Genomic DNA, 15,412 nt, shown 5'->3' on the forward strand with positions numbered 1-15,412 from the left:
CGCACGCCGGTTTGCGACCTCTCCTTCGAAGGATCCGATGTGACCATCTCCCAGCGCAGGCTCGGCACCGGCGGTCTTGAGGTCGGTGCGATCGGTTATGGCGCGATGAGCTTCGCGGGCGCCTACGGCCAGCATGCCGCCCCGACCAAGGACGACCCCCGGGACCTCGTCGGCCGCGCGATCGAACTCGGCGCCACGATGATCGACACCGCCGACGCATACGGCGACAGCGAGGAGATCATGGGCAAGGCCATCGCCGGGCGGCGTGACCAGGTCCAGATCGCCACCAAATTCGGCATCAAGGCCATCCCCTCGGACGGCAGGCCACCCGTCATCGACGGTTCCGCGGCATATATGCGCCAGCAGCTCGAGCGCTCACTGCGCCTGCTCGGCACGGACTATGTGGACCTGTACTACATGCACCGGATCGATCCCTCGCGGCCCATCGAGGAGACGGTCGGCGCCCTGGCCGAACTCGTGGCCGAGGGCAAGATCCGTCACATCGGACTGTCGGAGGCCGCTCCCGACACACTGCGCCGCGCGGCGGCCGTGCACCCGATCGCGGCCCTGCAGACCGAATGGTCACTGTGGGCGCGTGACATCGAGAACGAGATCGTCCCCACCTGCCGGGAGCTCGGCATCGGTGTGGTGCCCTACAGCCCGCTCGGCCACGGCGCCCTCACCGGTACGCTCACCGCACGCGGGGAACTCGTGGACGGCGACCACCGTCGTGGCATGCCCTTCTTCGCCGAGGAACACTTTGACCGCAACATGGCTTCGCTGGACCTGATCCGGAGCATCGCGGCCGCGCACGAGGCGAGCCCCGGCCAGATCGCGCTGGCCTGGCTGCTGGCGCAGGGGGACGACGTCGTCCCGATCCCCGGCACACGGCGTATCGCCTACCTCGAAGAGAACACGCTCGCGGCCACCGTGTCCCTCACCGCCGAGGAGATCGCCCAGCTCGACACCATCACGGTCGCGGGCGACCGCCACCCCGACCGGCAGGGCAACTGGACCGACGGCATCACCCCTCCCCTCAGCGCCTGATCCCACCAGTCCGGCTCACGGCGCATCGCGCGGAGGCGGACAGCGGATGCGGCGAACCGGCCGCGCACGGCCGCGGGAGCCGCGGTGACGGCCGGGGCCGGACCGTCGCCGGCCACGTTCTCGGTGTCCTCAGCGCTGACGTGATACAGGACCGGGCAGTGGCACGTACCACTGCCCGGTTGTGCGCTGGGTCACGCGAATGGCCGCGGGGCAGGGGGTAGCTTCGACGGACATCGCTCAGCAAGGACATCGGACAGCCCGTGCAGACAGATCTTTCCCCGCTCATCGCGGCGACCGCGCAGTGGCTCGGGCGCGCCTTCCCTTCCACGGGCGGCGCCGTGGCGGCCGCGCTGTCGGCGCTCCAGGTACGGCAGGCCGTCACGGTCGCCGCGTGGCTGCGCTATCCGACGTCCATGGATGTGGCCGTGGTGCTCCTGGCCGGCCCCGGCGGTTCCGCCCGGCTCGACCGCGTCGCCAGTGGTGCGGAGGGCGCACGGCAGTACAACGCCGCCGAGATCGCCTGGCGGAGCTGGGTGGATGAGGTGGTGGCCAGTTGGGCGGCCTGTCTGCTGGCCGATCCGGCGCTGGCGCGGGCCGCCGTATCCGCTCTTGCCGGCTCCGATCACATGGGTGGCGCGCCCATGGAGTTCCGGCGCCTGGTGGCGCCGGACTCACATGACCTCGCGGCTGCCGCTCTTACGCGCCACCCGGACCTGCTGGAGCCGATAACCGAGCTCCACCACGCCGGCCTACTCGACCGGCTCGGAAGCGGCCGGTCCCTGGCCCGCTGACGTCAGTCTCGTTTTCCCATGGCGTGGCGTACGGCGTCCTTCGTACGGTCCATCAGCGCGGCGACCGGTCCGAGCACGGCATTGGCCACGCCCGATTCCACTCCCGGGTGGGGGCGGGTCGGCGCCATCGCCTCGGCGGCCCTGACGGCCTTGGCCATCGCGGCCAGACCGGTGACATCGGTGCTCCGGCGGATGTGCGTGAATTCGTAGCGCTCCTCCGCACGTGCGTGTTCCTGGACGTCGGTACGCAAGGCCCGCAGCCGTGGCAGGAACTCCGCGTCGTCGGTGTCCATGCTGTCCAGGTCGGACAAGGTCTCCTTGGCGGCGCGTTCCTCCTCCAGGCGGTCCTTCACCACATCGGCGCCGCCGGGAAAGGCCCGTCTGGCGAAGGGGTGCACGACCTCTTCCTCCGCGGTCTCGTGCACGGCCAGGAGAGCGACCAGCCGGTGGAAGGCGTCGCGGCGTTCGGCGCCGGTCGCCGCCTCGACCTCGTCGAAGAGATTGCGGATGTCGCCGTGCTGGCGGATCAGCAGCGCCACGACGTCGTTGTCGGGAGCACGGTCGGCGCCGGCTCGGGGGGTGCGGGGCTCGGGCATGTGCGGGTCCTCACTTCTCGCGCATGGCGGGGTCGGGGTGCTCGCCCTCGGACTGGACGCGGTAGTCGCGGCCGAACATCTCGTCGTGTTCGGTCATGACACGCTCGCTCGGCGGTGCTTCGCCTCCGTTGATCCGCTCCTGCATCTGCTCGAACCGTTCGTGTGCCTCGCGTACATAGCCGGTGCCCAGGGTGGTCAGGTCCATCTGGGTGTCCAGCAGCCCCCGCAGGTACTGCTTGTTGGGCTCGAAGGTGAGTACGTTGGGCAGCTCGGGCGCCAGGACCTCGGACGGCTCGCGCCCGTCGTGGCGCCGCATCAGGTCGCAGGCGGTCTGCAGGTGTTCGAGCTCCATGTTCAGGTGCAGTTCCCAGATCGCCCTGACCTTGGGATCGCTTTCCTGCTCCATGAAGGAGTAGTAGAGGTAGCACTCGTTGTACTCATGGTTGACCAGCTGTTCCCACCATGTCTCGCCCGGATCCACGAGGGACTCGTAGTGCGTGACGTGTTCCTCCTCGATCAGCCCGATCTCCTGGTAGAGCTGGCGGGCGATCGGCTCCATATAGGTCGGCCCGGTGTTCATGTAGAAGTTCATCGTCTGCTGCTCCGCCGACATGATCGTCAACGCGTGCAGCTTGGACAGCGGGTCGGTGCTGTCCCTGGCATAGGGATCACGCACATTGTCGACCGGATCGCGGTGGTGGAACTTGGTGGGCCGTCCCGGCATGACCTCAGTCAGTCCGTCGACGATGGACTCCGCCTTGCGGTGTTCGATCATCTCGTAGAGGTTCGCGTAGCGGTACAGGTGGTCGAAGTCCTCCAGCACACCGAACTGGTACGCCTGCTTCAGATACGGGTCCGGCTCCATGCGCGCCACCCAGGCGGTCAGGTCCACTGCCACCTGCTCATACGCGATGGTCGTCTCCAGCACCGACGACACCCCGGGCAGCAGCCAGTTCACCGCCTTCTGCTGCTGTGCCTCGATGTAGCGCGTCCTCGCCAGCTTCCGCTTCACCTCCGGGTCCGGCGTATGCCGCGCCATCTGATGGCTGAAGATGATCGCCTCGACCTCGATACCGTTCATGGTGATGATCCGGCAGCGGGTGTACGGATCGCACCGGTCGGGGTCGATCGGCTGCACGTTCAGTTCACGCCAGTTGCGTACCTGGCGATCCAGCGGAATGCCCCGTTCTTGCAGGGGATTGAAGGTCACGGTGTGTCTCCTTCGAGTGGGTGGGAAAGCCCCACCAAGCACCGCCGACGCATCGCGTCCGGGGGCGTGCACGGGGGTAACCGCATGCTCCGATGTCCCCGCGCGGCGGGCCACTCCTCGCACCCATGCAGGTCGCCGAGTCGCTCCAGCGCACCATCATCCGCCGCCCCGGTCACCCACCGGAGGCGCGCGGCGCCTCCGCGACCTCGGCCGCACCACCGCCGTCGCACCGGCCGCCCGGGGCTATGTCACCGGGAGACGGCCAGCCGTTCAAGAATCGCCAGGACAGCCGCGTGGTCCGCCGCTCCGAGTGGATCCACCAGATGTCGCCGGACGGCAGCCGCGTGGACCGGACGGGCCTTCTCCGCGGCGCGGCGCCCCTCATCCGTGACGACGACGTCCACACCGCCGGCCGCGGGCTCGCGGGTTGTCAAACCGCGTTCTTCCATCCGAGTGAGGTGATGGGACAGCCTGCTGCGATGGAAGCCCATGAGTTCGGCCAAGCGGCTCTGCCGCAGCCGCCCGCCGCCCGTCTCGACCACACGGGTGAGCACGCCGAAGTCGGGGTCCGAATCAGCCGAGGGCGCCGTCGCGGCCGGCCCGCAGGATCTCGTCGGAGAGCTCGGGCCGCACATGACGTACCGCGCGGGCCAGCATCAGCCCGCCGACCAGCTCGCTGAGCAGCCGGACGGCCCTGCGGCGCGCCTCGTCCGGATCGGGCCGCTGCCCCTTCTCCTCCGCTTCACGCAGGAACTCGGCGCTGAAGCCGGCGAGGTAACCCTCGACGCCTTCGGCGTACGCGCTCTGTACGGCGTCGGTGTGCCGTCCGGCGTCGGTGACCAGGGAGGCGGAGGGGCAGCCGCCGTCCTCGGCGTCGCGGTGCGCGGTGGACAGGTATCCGGCGACGACCCGTTCCAGCGGCGAGCCGGCCTCACTCGGACCCTCCTCGACCGCCCGGGCCAGGCTTCCCAGCGAGGCGGCGAAAGAGGCGCCGCACACCTCCATGGCCAGGTCGTTCTTGGAGGCGAAGTGGTTGTAGAAGCCTCCGTGGGTGAGTCCCGCTTCCTTCATCAGCTCAGCGATGCCCACCGCGTCTATGCCCTGCGAACGAAACATGCGGCCCGCCGCTTCGAGGATGTTCTGCCTGTTGCGGGCCTTGTCCTCCTTGGTGATCCGCGGCATGGCCGTCCTCTCGCGTCTCTCGATTTGACCATTTTAATGACGCCTCTCATCATACTTATTATTACAATGATGCCCATCATCAATAGTTCCGGGGCTGCGGGTGCGCTCCCGTCGACCTCGGCGGCCCGAGCCGAGGCGGGCGCCTCATGCCCCCTCGCCCGGACATACCCGGACGCCGTACCAGAAGGATCCGCATGACCACCCAGCCCCAAAAGTCCACCGTCCAGCCCCTGCTGGAGCCCGTCCGCCTGGGCGCGCTGGAGCTGCGCAACCGCGTCGTCATGGCGCCCATGACCCGCGCCCGCGCCCACAACGCGGAACTGGCTCCCACCGATCTGCACGCGACCTACTACGCGCAGCGCGCCGGCGCCGGCCTGATCGTCACCGAGGGCACCTGGGTCAACGACACGGCGATCGGCTACATCAACGTGCCCGGTATCTACACCGACGCGCAGACCGCTGGCTGGGCGAAGGTCACCCGAGCCGTCCACGAGGCGGGCGGACGGATCGTCTCCCAGCTCGGCCATGTCGGCTCGGTCACACACCCCGATCACCTCGGCGGACGCCTGCCCGCCGGACCGTCGGCTGTCAATCCCGGCGAGAAGTCCTTCACCCCGACCGGGATGAAGGACACCGTCACCCCGCGCTCTTTCACCGCCGCCGAGATAGCCGACACCATCGCCGCCTACCGGCACGCCGCCGGGAACGCCCGCCGCGCGGGGTTCGACGGACTGGAGATCCACGCTCAGGGCGCCCACCTGATCCCCCAGTTCCTCAACCCCCGCCTCAACCAGCGCACCGACGCCTACGGAGGCAGCGGCGAGAAGCGGGCCCAGTTCCTCCTTGACGTCCTTGACGCCGTCAGCGGCGTATGGGGCAGCGACCGCGTCGGTGTGAAGCTCTCCCCGTACTGGACCGGCGGAGCCTTCACCGCGGACGAGGAGACGCTCGCCGACTACGACCGGCTGCTCAAGAAACTCAACGACGGCAACCTGGCCTACCTGCACCTCCTGGGCACCGCCGAGGCAGCCACCGGCGGCGCCGAGGAGCGCTTCGCCCCCTTCGCCCGCTACCGCACGCACTATCAGGGGCACATCATCGCGAACCTCGGCTTCACCCAGGCCACCGGTGACGAAATCCTGGCGCACCGGATCGTCGACGCGGTGTCTTTCGGCGCCCCCTTCATCGCCAATCCCGACCTGGTCGAGCGATTCGCCCGGGGGTACCCGCTGGCCGAGGGCGACCGGGACACCTACTACGCCGGTCACACCGAGGGCTACACCGACTACCCCGTTGCCACCGCGACGGGGCGCGAGTAACAGCGGCTGATGGCCTGTCGGCCGCACGGCGGACTCGGTGATGGATCACGCCCGTGCGGCGGAGCCCGGTCGGCCACCCGCACACCGGCCGGACGAGGGATCAGCGGGTGCCGGCCTCGGCGGTGTCCAGGCCCCGGTCGATACCGTGCGCGACGACATGCTGGCCCGGTTCCGGTTCCAGGCGCTTCCCGTCGAGACAGACCTCGACCAGATCAGGCTCGAAGGACACCATGTCGTTGATGCGGCCGACTTCGGTGTAGGCGTCCCGATACGACCATGCCGCGCGGTGCACACCACCGATGTCGTAGTAGTCGCAGAGGCCCTTGTAGGGACAGAACGTCTGCCCTTCCACGAGTTGCGGACGGCTCTCGTCGATGTCCGAACGGGGAACGTACCAGCGCGGCGCGAATCCGGACTCGTACAGCACGACCGGGTGCTCGGAGCGGGCCACCAACTCGCCTTCGGAGCGGACTTCCAGCACCCGGGACGTGTCGCGGATGTCGATGCGGTGGTACTGGTCCGCGGCATGTCCCAGGATCCGCTCGTCCTCCTCGTAGAAGGCGTCCATCGCCCGCCAGGCGAAGGCGATCCTGCCGCTCAGCTCGCGTGCGTGCTCCGGCAGGCCGGTGAACTCCCAGGCCGCACGCTCGGCCGTACCGTCACCGGCCCGCACGGCGTACCAGGAGGTGTCACCGAGGTCCTTGTGGCGGGTGATCCGGTCGCTCGCCATCAGCGCGTCGGCCCGTACACCCGAGCGCGGGAAGTACGCCACCGGGTAGCGCCCCGGCTCGTGCAGCAGGATCACATCCTCGCTGTCCGCGATCCACGCGCCACAGAAAAGCACACGCATCCGCCGGCGCAGCGGCTCGGCGAACAACAGCCGCTCGGGCAGCGGATCAGGTGTCAGAAACCGTCCGATCCGGCTGGAGGACAGCGGGCCCTGCTGCCATGACAGTCCCATGACCGCTCCTTCCATCGGCGGGTCCGAGGCTGCCCGTTGTCCAGGATGCACCCGGTGGGTGGTCTGCGCGACCCGACATGACTAATGCATAAGATGACGCAACAGCCATTACTTTCGAGAGGCAACGCCACCCCGGCGATCGAATCCACCCTGAGACAGCCGCAGGAATGGATCACTGGACGCCACGCCACCTAATGGTTACTATCCCAGAATGGGCATTAAGGTGAGTGTCGAGGAGTTGCAGGCGGCGGGCTTCCCGATGGGAGGTGAGCCATTGGTCGCCCTGGATCTGGCGGACACGGTCATGACCGTCAGGGACCCCCCGGTCGATCTGATCGGCGACCCCGCCGCCAGTACCGCCTGGTGGACCATCCAGGCACGTCGCCTGCCGCTCGGCCCCACCCCCGATCCCATCGCGGTACGGCGGCTGCGTACCGCCGTCCGGGATGTGCTCGACGCCCAGGTGCGAGGCCGCGCGGCCGACCCGGCCTCGGTGGAGGACATCAACGCGACGGCGTCCTCGGTCCCGCGCAGCCCGCGCCTGGTCACTACCGGACAGGGTGCGCGCCAGGAGACCCGCTGGCATGTCGAACACGGCGGGAACGCCGCGCTCGCGGCCATTGCCGGTGAGGTGATCGGGCTCCTGGCCGACCCCGAGCGACTGGGGCTGGTGCGGATCTGCGAGAACCCGGACTGCTCGATGCTGTTCCTCGCCGAGAACAAGCGCCGCAAGTGGTGCGTGGGCACCATCTGCGGGAATCGTGCCCGAGTCGCCCGCCACTACGGACGCACCCACTCCCTGGACACCTGAGCTCGCAAACCGCCGGCCGTCCCGCAAGGCGCACGGCAGAGCGGTATCACTCACGACATCGCGAGGAGAGACGATGACCACCACCGGGTTTCACGAAGGCGAACGGGCGGTCCAGCTCCGGGCCGGAGTCCGGACGGACGCCACACGCTTGGAAGGAATGCTCAGGCCCGCCCGTCTGAGCGGAGGAATGGCCACCTTCCTGTCCCAGCGCGACCTGGCCTTCATCACCGGCCGGGACCGCTCGGGCCGGTTGTGGACCTCCCCCCTCCTGGGCGCGCCCGGCTTCCTCGACGGCCGGAACGACACCCTCCTGAAGACCCATGCCGCACCCGCGGAGGGCGACCCGCTTTTCGATCTTCCCGCCGGTCAGGAAGTGGGCCTGCTGGTCATCGACTTCGCCCTCCGGCGCCGGGTCCGGGTCAATGGCACGCTGACACGGTCCGAGCGGGACGGACTGACGATCGAGGCCGATCAGGCATTCGGCAACTGCCCTTCCTATATCCAGAACCGCACGATCCTCGTGGCGGATGCGGGCGCGGACGCGGTCGCTGAACCCGCGGCCGGCACGGAGACGGATGGGGTGCTCACCGCCGACCAGAGGCATCTGATCACCGGCGCGGACACCTTCATCCTGGGAACCACACACCCCACCCGTGGCGCCGACACCTCCCACAAGGGCGGATCCCCCGGCTTTGTCCGGATCGACGGGGACACCCTGTGGTGGCCCGACTACTCCGGCAACAACATGTTCAACAGCATGGGCAACATCGCGGTCGACCCCACCGCGTCCCTGCTCTTCGTCGACTTCACCACGGGAAGAGCCGTATATCTGTCCGGTACCGCGGAACTGCGGTGGACGGCCCTCGGCTCCCCCGGCGACGACGATGGTACGGGCCGTCAGGTCCGCTTCCACCCGGAGCGGGCCCTCACCGCCACGCTCGCTCTCCGCGCGGACCACGAAATCGGCCGCTCGCCGCACAATCCGCCGCTGAGGGGCTGAGACACCGAGCACGTCCCGCCGTTCCGCGCCGCGCACTGTCGGCGCGCTACCGCTGCCGCGCCACGAGCCACAGCAGATAGAGACCGCCGATCGCGCCGGTCACCAGGCCCACCGGTATCTGGAACGGGGCGAGCAGATGCTGTGCCAGCAGATCGGCGGCGGAGAGCATGGCCGCACCCGTCAGCATCGCCGACGCGATCGGAACACCAGGCACGCGGACAATGCGGCGCGCCAGTTGGGGGGCCGCGAGGGCGAGGAATCCGATGGGGCCGGCGACAGCGATGGCCCATCCGGCGAGAACCACGCCGAGCAGCAGACTCACCGCGCGGACCCGTGCGACATTGATCCCAAGAGCACTCGCGGTGTCGTCGCCCATCTCGATCTGTGTGAGGGGTCGGGTCAGGGGCACGGTGACGGCCGCCAGTAGTGGCAGGGCAAGGGCCAGCGGGAGAACGTACGGCCAGGTGATGGCGTTGAGGCTGCCGAAGGTCCATGCCTTGGCCTCCTCCGCCGACTCGATGTCGGCGCGGGTGATGAGGAAGTCGTTGACGGAGGCCAGCATGGCGCCGACGGCGATGCCCGTGAGCAGCAACCGGTTGCCCGCCACGCCGCGGGAGGCGGTGAGGAGGTAGACGGCTGTCGCGGTCAGAAGCCCGCCGAGCACCGAGCCCGCGCCGATGCCGAGGCTCGCGGAGTCGCCCCCGGTGAGGATGACGACCAGGGCGCCGCTGGCGGAGCCGGTGGTGAAGCCGATGACGTCCGGACTGCCGAGCGGGTTGCGGGACAGACTCTGGAAGAGCGCCCCGGACAGCCCCAGCGCCGCGCCCACCAGCAATGAGGCGCTCACCCGTGGAAGCCGCTGGTCAAGGATGATGAAGCGGTCGGCAGCCGCTCCGTGGCCCAGCAGAACATCGACCACCTGGGACGTCCGGATGGTGTACGTGCCGGTGAAAAGCGCGAGCCCGGCCGCCGCGCCGCAGACCACCACGAGGAGGGCGGCGACGAGGGCCGCCCTGGGCGCGTAACGCAAGGAGATACCACCGGGCAGGCGCAGCACCGCACGCGAACGGGTTGGTACGGCACGGGCATCCGCTGTCGCGCGGCTCTGCCCCGGGCTCACGCGTGCACCGCCTTGCGGCGCGCGACGAGCCACAGCAGCACCGGGGCTCCGACGAAGGAGATGACGATACCGGCCTCGATCTCCCCGGGTGGTGCGATCACTCGGCCCACGATGTCACCGGCGAGCAGAAGCGCCGCCCCGCCCGGTGGCGCGAAGGCCAGGAGCCACCGCAGGTCCGGGCCCAGCATCAGACGCAGGACGTGCGGTACGACCAGGCCGACGAAGCCGATGGGGCCCGCGGCCGCGGTGGCGGCGCCGCACAGCAGCATGATGGCGAGGAAGCCCGCGGCCCGCACCCGGGCCACACGCAGTCCGAGCGCGGCCCCTTTTTCGTCGCCCAGCGCCAGGGCGTTGAACGCGGGCCCGAGTACCAGGGCGATCAGCGCCCCGACCGCGATGAAGGGCGCGATGGCGACCAGGGCCGTCGTACCGCGGTTCTCCAGTGAGCCCACCACCCAGAAGCGGTAGGAGTCGAATGCCTGCGTGTCGAACATCGTCAGAGTGCCGGTGCAGGCGGCAAGCGAGGCCGACAGCGCGGTACCCGCCAGGACGAGCCGGGTGTGCTGGCCGGCGGCGCCGCTCCGTGACGTGAGTGCGTGGACGAGCACTGCCGCCAGGACGGCCCCGACGAAGGAGGAGTAGAGGTAGCCGGTGATCCGGGTGATGTGGAAGACGGAGATGGAGACGACGACGGCGAAGGAGGCACCGGCGTTCACGCCCACAAGTCCGGGCTCCGCGAGGGGGTTGCGGGTGATGGCCTGCATCACCACTCCGGCCACCGCGAGGGCCGAGCCGACCATGACGGCCAGCGCCGTCCGGGGCAGGCGCAGTTGCCATACGATCACGGCGCCGGGGCTGCCGTCGTGGTGTATCAGTACGCGCCACACCTCGGCGAGGGGAACGCTGCGCGCGCCCACGCCGAGACTCACAAAAGCCAGAATCGCCGCTACGGCGCAAGCGAGCACGAGCCCCGCCAAGCGGGCCCTGCAGCGGTTGTGTTGGCCCTTGCCCCGTATACGCGGGGCGTTCCCACGGTGGAGGTGAGCGCCATCCGGAATGTGATCCACCGCATGATGGACCCGCCTGTTTTTCAGCACTTAGGTAAGCCTAAGCTAATAAACGTGAACCGAATCAGTGATCTGCCTCTCAACCGCCTCCTGGGCGGCCTCGCCCTGGCGGGCGCCCTGCTGCTGACCGGCTGCTCGGCCGACGCGACAACCGCCAGGACCACCGGCGCCCCGACCGCCGCCGCCGCGGCCAAGACCACCCATACGGCGCCCCGAACTCTCCCCGCCGGTATGGGCAGCGGCAAGCAGGACAATGTTTTCCCGCGCACGGTCGGGCACTTCGAGGGCAGGACGACACTCAAGGCCCAGCCGAAGAAGGTCGTGGTCATCTCCACCGGCCAGGCAGACGCGCTGCTCACCCTCGGTACCGTGCCCGCCGGTTCGACCCGGGGCGACGGCGCCGATCTCATTCCGCGATATCTCAAGGACGGCTTCCCTCAGGACGCGGCCCAACTGGCTCGCGTCAAGGACGTGGGCTCCCGGTTCGAACCGAGCCTGGAGGCCATCGCGAACGTCAAGCCCGATCTGATCCTGATGAACATCGCGGGCAAGAAGGCCAAGGCGCTCTACGGTTCGCTGTCCGCCCTCGCTCCTACCGTCGCCACCCGGGGAACCGGGCTGTACTGGAAGCAGGACTTCCTGCTCGTGGCCGACAGCCTCGGCAAGACCCAGCAGGCGCAGAAGATCCTGGACACCTTCCAGAGCGACGCCGCACGACTGGGCCAGTCCCTCGACAAGCCCGTCACGGTGTCCTTCCTCCGGCTCAACGGAGACCGGCTGCGTGTGTTCGGCGTCCCCTCCTTCACCGGCACCATCGCGGAGGACGCCGGTCTCGGACGGCCGCGGTCACAGCGGTTCAACGACACCTCACAGGACATCAGCAACGAACAGCTCGACCGGGCGGACGCCGACTGGCTCTTCTACGGAGTCCAGGGCGGCGCGGGCAAGACATCCGCATTGACCGAGGCACCCCTGTGGCCGAGCCTCACCGCCGTCGCGAACAAAACGGCCGTGGCGGTGGACGACGATGTCTTCTACCTCAACACCGGCCCCACCGCTGCCCGCCAGGTCCTCACCACACTCCAGGACCGTCTGCGGCCCTGACGGCGGCCACCACCGTGAACACACCGGCACCTCGGGGCAGGTCTTCCGATCGGCCCCGAGCACGGTGTGACTCCGGGTGTTCATCGGATCAGGCGGCGTCGTGGAAGACGAGGCCGAGGGTGTGACGGCGGCCCGAGCGCACGGCGGACACGCCGTGGCGGACGGGGGCGGCCGACCACCCTCGCTTGGACCTCACCGGCCGGTCGCGGGTGGTGAAGATGAGCCCGTGCCCCTGGGGAACAAGGGTGGCCGTCGCCCGGGACTGTGCCCGAGGGCGCTGCTCGACCAGCAGGAACTCGCCGCCGGTGTGGTCCTCACCGGGCGCGTTCAGGTTGATGACGACCTGGAGCGGGAAGACCTTGTCACCGAAGACATCGCGGTGCAGGGCGTTCCAGCCGCCCGTCTCGTAACGCAGCAGGATGGGTGAGGGCCGTTCCTGGCCGGCCCGGTGGCAGATCTCCAGCCACTCCTCGAGCGAGTCGGGCCATTCCGCTTCGCGGCCGAGTTTGGCGTACCAGTCCCGGGCGATGGGCAGCAGCCGGGGGTAAAGCGCTTCGCGCAGCCGCCGCACCGGGTCGGGGAAAGGCCGGTCGAAGTAGCGGTACTCTCCCTCGCCAAAGCGATGACGCCGCATGTCGACCGTTGCCCGGAACAGATCGGCCCTGTCGTACAGCTGGGTGATGTCCGCGCACTCGCCGGGGGTGAGCAGCCGCGGCAGCAGCGCGCATCCGTAGTCGTTGATCTCGTCAGTGACCGCGGGCCAGTCGGCACCGCCGATCCGCCGGGCGAAGGTGTCCTTCGTGTTCCTCATGGTGGTCATGCCGCTGCCTCCAGGGTGAGCAGGATGTTCTTGGCGTCCTTGCCACCGACGTACTGCCCGGCGGTGCCGTCGGAGCGCACCACCCGATGGCAGGGCACGATCAGCGGCAGGGGGTTGGTGGCGCAGGCGGTACCGACGGCGCGGACCGCCCGGGGGCTGCCGGAGGCAAGAGCGACCTGCGCGTAGCTCTGTGTGCTTCCGTAGCCGATCTGAGGGAGGTGGCTGAGGACTTCGCGCCGGAAACCCCTGCTCAGGCGCCAGTCCAGCGGGAGGTCGAAGCGGGTGCGGCGTCCTGCGAAGTACTCGTCGATCTGCCGGGCCGCTTCGTCGAGTCGTGCGGGTGCCAGCAGGACGCGCGGGCTGATGGTGTCGGAGAGCTGCTGGAGTACCGCGGTGTGGTCCTGGACCGCGTAGGCGATCTTGACAAGTCCCTGCTCGGTGGCTGCCAGCAAGAGGGATCCGACCGGGGTGTCCACGGTGCGGTAGGCGACGTCGAGAATGCCCTCCTGCTGTGCCTTCGAGGCGAGTACCGCTCGCAGGCGCGTCATGGCGTCGTTGTCATAGCGGGGCAGCGCCGCGAAAACGCGCTCGTTCTCGGAGTCCGGTGCGTTCGTCACCTTCGGGTCGCTCCCATCTGATCGTTGCCTGTGGAATATCTGCTGCGCAGAGACTTGATCCCGTCGGCCGCCGCCCGGCGCGCGGCGTCCGTGCTGCCACCCGTCAGGGCGGCGATCTCTTTGTAGGGCAGCCCGGCCACGTAGTGGTAGGCGACCGATTGCCTCTGCCGGTCGGGGAGTTCCTTGAGCGCCTGCCACAGGTCACCGTCCCAGTCCTGTGGCCGGCCGGTGCGGCTCGGGTGCTCGGGCAGTTCCTCGACGGGAAGGGGCCGCCGGGCGTTGGTCCGGGTGATGTCGATCGCCTTGCGGTGGGCGACGGTCACCAGCCATGCCTCCATATGGGTGTCGTCCGGCAGGCCCGGGTATGCCTTCATCGCCGAGAGGAACGTCTCTGACCAGGCGTCGTCCGCGTCGTCCGGCCCGAGAACGGCGCGGACGACACGGAGCACCATGGGTCCGTGGTCAGTCACGATCTGTTGGAAGGGTGGCTTCGTCACATCTGGTAAACGATCCAGCGGCGCCGAATGTGAGACGGACACTTCAGAAAAGCCGGTCGGCCGTGTCCCCGGCGGGCTGCTCCAGATCCAGCAGGCGGCGCTTGCGATCGAGACCGCCCGCGTAGCCCACCAGCTTCCCGTCGGCACCGATCACCCGGTGGCAGGGGATGAGGACACAGAGCGGGTTGCGGCCGTTGGCGGCGCCCACCGCCTGGGCGAGCGACGGATCCCCCAACTGACGGGCCAGATCACCGTAGGACCGTGTCTGCCCATAGGGAATCTGCCGGAGCAGTTCCCATACCCGCCGCTGGAACGCGTCTCCGGCCGGGGCCAGTGGCAGGTCGAAGCCGCGCCGCTCACCGGTGAAGTACTGGCCGAGCTGCCGCCGGGTCTCCTCGAAACGCTCATCGCTTCGTGTGCCGAGGGCTTCGGCCGCCGGACGCCCGCGGTGACGCTCGAAATACAGGCCCGTCAGCGCGTTGTCCTCGGCGACCACGGTGAGACCGCCAAGAGGCGAGTCAATGATCGTATGGGTCCTCATGGCGTTGATTTCCTTTCCTGGATGCCCGATCCACATCAATCGGTGCTCACAGGCCGTAGACGCGTCGGCCGTACGAAACGTGAGATCGAACGGCCCGCAGGCGCGCTTCTCCGGCGCGGCGGCCTCCCCAGATGCACACGGCCCGGCTTCGGAGGAAAGTTGGTGGTCAGGGGCTCATTGAGCCTCCTGCCGGAGTGCGATCCAGGCCACGGCCCGGGGTCTGCTCGGGAACGGCCTTCTCGGGAGGCCTCGCGACCAACGCGACCAACACGAGGTGCAGCCATGCTGATCATCGGGCTTCTACTGGTGGCGGCGACCGCCGCTTTCACAGCACTGCTCATCGCCTTCAACCTGTCCGGAGGGCCCGACTACGCGGTGACGCTCTTCGGTATCCAGCCATTCACGATCAATGTGCTGGGCGCCTTCCTGAGCGGGATCGCCCTGATGCTGATTTTCGGTCTCGGACTCTGGCTGATGCTGGGCGGGGCGGCCCTGATCGTCCGCCGCAGCCGGAGGCGCCGCACAACGCGCCACGCGGTGACCGAGCGCGATGAACTGAGGGACCGGCTCGACCGCCCTCGTCCGGAGGCACCCCCGGCGGATTCCCCGGGGAGCGGCGCCGCGCCGGGCTCGCGTCGTCCGGCACACCGCTTTCACCTCCTGAAACACGGACACTGAGGGCCGTCCCGCACTCACACCTCGTCGCGGGTGGGGTCCGCGCTTGGGCGG

At 69.0% G+C, this 15,412-nt stretch carries 18 protein-coding genes; 7 read left to right on the forward strand and 11 right to left on the reverse strand.

The features are described 5' to 3' along the window. Window positions 1-39 precede the first annotated feature (39 nt). Both ABZ707_RS18990 and ABZ707_RS18995 read left to right on the forward strand, forming a co-directional pair. Window positions 40-1,047 (forward strand): aldo/keto reductase, encoded by a 1,008-nt coding sequence (locus ABZ707_RS18990; protein WP_360175734.1) that lies wholly within the window; start codon window positions 40-42, stop codon window positions 1,045-1,047. 260 nt (window positions 1,048-1,307) lie between these two features. Next, window positions 1,308-1,838 (forward strand): hypothetical protein, encoded by a 531-nt coding sequence (locus tag ABZ707_RS18995; protein ID WP_360175737.1) that lies wholly within the window; start codon window positions 1,308-1,310, stop codon window positions 1,836-1,838. Window positions 1,839-1,840: 2 nt separating this feature from the next. On the opposite strand, the gene ABZ707_RS19000 is transcribed toward ABZ707_RS18995, so the two are convergent. From ABZ707_RS19000 to ABZ707_RS19015, 4 genes are all read right to left on the reverse strand, one after another. Then, complete coding sequence (locus tag ABZ707_RS19000) at window positions 1,841-2,434, reverse strand: hemerythrin domain-containing protein (protein WP_360175740.1); 594 nt, start codon at window positions 2,432-2,434, stop codon at window positions 1,841-1,843. A gap of 10 nt (window positions 2,435-2,444) precedes the next feature. Further along, window positions 2,445-3,644, reverse strand: a complete 1,200-nt coding sequence (locus tag ABZ707_RS19005) for a hypothetical protein (protein WP_360175743.1) — start codon at window positions 3,642-3,644, stop codon at window positions 2,445-2,447. Between the two features lie 248 nt (window positions 3,645-3,892). Continuing rightward, on the reverse strand, window positions 3,893-4,198 hold the full coding sequence (locus ABZ707_RS19010; RefSeq protein WP_360175746.1) for a MarR family transcriptional regulator: 306 nt from the start codon (window positions 4,196-4,198) through the stop codon (window positions 3,893-3,895). Window positions 4,199-4,217: 19 nt separating this feature from the next. After that, the gene (locus ABZ707_RS19015) at window positions 4,218-4,826 is read right to left on the reverse strand and encodes a TetR/AcrR family transcriptional regulator (RefSeq protein ID WP_360175749.1); all 609 of its coding nucleotides are present in this window, start codon (window positions 4,824-4,826) and stop codon (window positions 4,218-4,220) included. A 194-nt stretch (window positions 4,827-5,020) separates the two neighbouring features. Between ABZ707_RS19015 and ABZ707_RS19020 the strand changes: the two genes are divergently transcribed. Further along, complete coding sequence (locus tag ABZ707_RS19020) at window positions 5,021-6,145, forward strand: alkene reductase (protein ID WP_360175752.1); 1,125 nt, start codon at window positions 5,021-5,023, stop codon at window positions 6,143-6,145. Window positions 6,146-6,245: 100 nt separating this feature from the next. Here ABZ707_RS19020 and ABZ707_RS19025 read toward each other — a convergent pair whose 3' ends face one another. Further along, entirely contained in the window at window positions 6,246-7,106 is an 861-nt protein-coding gene (locus ABZ707_RS19025; protein WP_360175755.1) for a DUF427 domain-containing protein, read from the reverse strand. 211 nt (window positions 7,107-7,317) lie between these two features. On the opposite strand from ABZ707_RS19025, the gene ABZ707_RS19030 reads away from it, so the two are divergent. Both ABZ707_RS19030 and ABZ707_RS19035 read left to right on the forward strand, forming a co-directional pair. Further along, a complete protein-coding gene (locus ABZ707_RS19030) occupies window positions 7,318-7,917 on the forward strand; it encodes an ABATE domain-containing protein (protein WP_360175758.1) in 600 nt (199 codons plus the stop codon). Window positions 7,918-7,990: 73 nt separating this feature from the next. After that, window positions 7,991-8,917, forward strand: a complete 927-nt coding sequence (locus ABZ707_RS19035) for a pyridoxamine 5'-phosphate oxidase family protein (RefSeq protein WP_360175761.1) — start codon at window positions 7,991-7,993, stop codon at window positions 8,915-8,917. A gap of 46 nt (window positions 8,918-8,963) precedes the next feature. Here ABZ707_RS19035 and ABZ707_RS19040 read toward each other — a convergent pair whose 3' ends face one another. Beyond that, the gene (locus tag ABZ707_RS19040; RefSeq protein ID WP_360175764.1) at window positions 8,964-10,037 is read right to left on the reverse strand and encodes an iron chelate uptake ABC transporter family permease subunit; all 1,074 of its coding nucleotides are present in this window, start codon (window positions 10,035-10,037) and stop codon (window positions 8,964-8,966) included. Next, on the reverse strand, window positions 10,034-11,134 hold the full coding sequence (locus ABZ707_RS19045; RefSeq protein ID WP_360175767.1) for an iron chelate uptake ABC transporter family permease subunit: 1,101 nt from the start codon (window positions 11,132-11,134) through the stop codon (window positions 10,034-10,036). The genes ABZ707_RS19040 and ABZ707_RS19045 overlap by 4 nt, the downstream gene beginning before the upstream one ends. A gap of 24 nt (window positions 11,135-11,158) precedes the next feature. On the opposite strand from ABZ707_RS19045, the gene ABZ707_RS19050 reads away from it, so the two are divergent. Next, a complete protein-coding gene (locus tag ABZ707_RS19050) occupies window positions 11,159-12,208 on the forward strand; it encodes an iron-siderophore ABC transporter substrate-binding protein (protein WP_360175770.1) in 1,050 nt (349 codons plus the stop codon). A gap of 88 nt (window positions 12,209-12,296) precedes the next feature. Here ABZ707_RS19050 and ABZ707_RS19055 read toward each other — a convergent pair whose 3' ends face one another. The 4 genes from ABZ707_RS19055 to ABZ707_RS19070 all read right to left on the reverse strand — a co-directional run bounded on the left by ABZ707_RS19055 (window position 12,297) and on the right by ABZ707_RS19070 (window position 14,683). Next, window positions 12,297-13,028 (reverse strand): 2OG-Fe(II) oxygenase, encoded by a 732-nt coding sequence (locus ABZ707_RS19055; protein ID WP_360175773.1) that lies wholly within the window; start codon window positions 13,026-13,028, stop codon window positions 12,297-12,299. After that, window positions 13,025-13,645, reverse strand: a complete 621-nt coding sequence (locus ABZ707_RS19060) for a methylated-DNA--[protein]-cysteine S-methyltransferase (RefSeq protein ID WP_360175776.1) — start codon at window positions 13,643-13,645, stop codon at window positions 13,025-13,027. The genes ABZ707_RS19055 and ABZ707_RS19060 overlap by 4 nt, the downstream gene beginning before the upstream one ends. Next, the gene (locus tag ABZ707_RS19065) at window positions 13,642-14,115 is read right to left on the reverse strand and encodes a sigma-70 family RNA polymerase sigma factor (RefSeq protein WP_360175779.1); all 474 of its coding nucleotides are present in this window, start codon (window positions 14,113-14,115) and stop codon (window positions 13,642-13,644) included. Before ABZ707_RS19065 ends, ABZ707_RS19060 begins: the two co-directional genes overlap by 4 nt. 70 nt (window positions 14,116-14,185) lie before the next feature. Next, window positions 14,186-14,683, reverse strand: a complete 498-nt coding sequence (locus ABZ707_RS19070; RefSeq protein ID WP_360175782.1) for a methylated-DNA--[protein]-cysteine S-methyltransferase — start codon at window positions 14,681-14,683, stop codon at window positions 14,186-14,188. Window positions 14,684-14,965: 282 nt separating this feature from the next. Here ABZ707_RS19070 and ABZ707_RS19075 point away from each other — a divergent pair, with 282 nt between their 5' ends. Further along, a complete protein-coding gene (locus ABZ707_RS19075) occupies window positions 14,966-15,361 on the forward strand; it encodes a hypothetical protein (protein WP_360175785.1) in 396 nt (131 codons plus the stop codon). Window positions 15,362-15,412: the final 51 nt, after the last annotated feature.

Source organism: Streptomyces sp. NPDC006923 (genome assembly GCF_040635655.1).
Lineage (GTDB): Bacteria > Actinomycetota > Actinomycetes > Streptomycetales > Streptomycetaceae > Streptomyces.

Bases quoted from the DNA above. Each gene is read 5' to 3' on its own strand.
- ABZ707_RS19000 (WP_360175740.1), bottom strand. From the start codon at position 2,434: ATGCCCGAGCCCCGCACCCCCCGAGCCGGCGCCGACCGTGCTCCCGAC.
- ABZ707_RS19070 (WP_360175782.1), bottom strand. From the start codon at position 14,683: ATGAGGACCCATACGATCATTGACTCGCCTCTTGGCGGTCTCACCGTG.
- ABZ707_RS19025 (WP_360175755.1), bottom strand. From the start codon at position 7,106: ATGGGACTGTCATGGCAGCAGGGCCCGCTGTCCTCCAGCCGGATCGGA.
- ABZ707_RS19035 (WP_360175761.1), top strand. From the start codon at position 7,991: ATGACCACCACCGGGTTTCACGAAGGCGAACGGGCGGTCCAGCTCCGG.
- ABZ707_RS19015 (WP_360175749.1), bottom strand. From the start codon at position 4,826: ATGCCGCGGATCACCAAGGAGGACAAGGCCCGCAACAGGCAGAACATC.
- ABZ707_RS19020 (WP_360175752.1), top strand. From the start codon at position 5,021: ATGACCACCCAGCCCCAAAAGTCCACCGTCCAGCCCCTGCTGGAGCCC.
- ABZ707_RS19030 (WP_360175758.1), top strand. From the start codon at position 7,318: ATGGGCATTAAGGTGAGTGTCGAGGAGTTGCAGGCGGCGGGCTTCCCG.
- ABZ707_RS19055 (WP_360175773.1), bottom strand. From the start codon at position 13,028: ATGACCACCATGAGGAACACGAAGGACACCTTCGCCCGGCGGATCGGC.
- ABZ707_RS19075 (WP_360175785.1), top strand. From the start codon at position 14,966: ATGCTGATCATCGGGCTTCTACTGGTGGCGGCGACCGCCGCTTTCACA.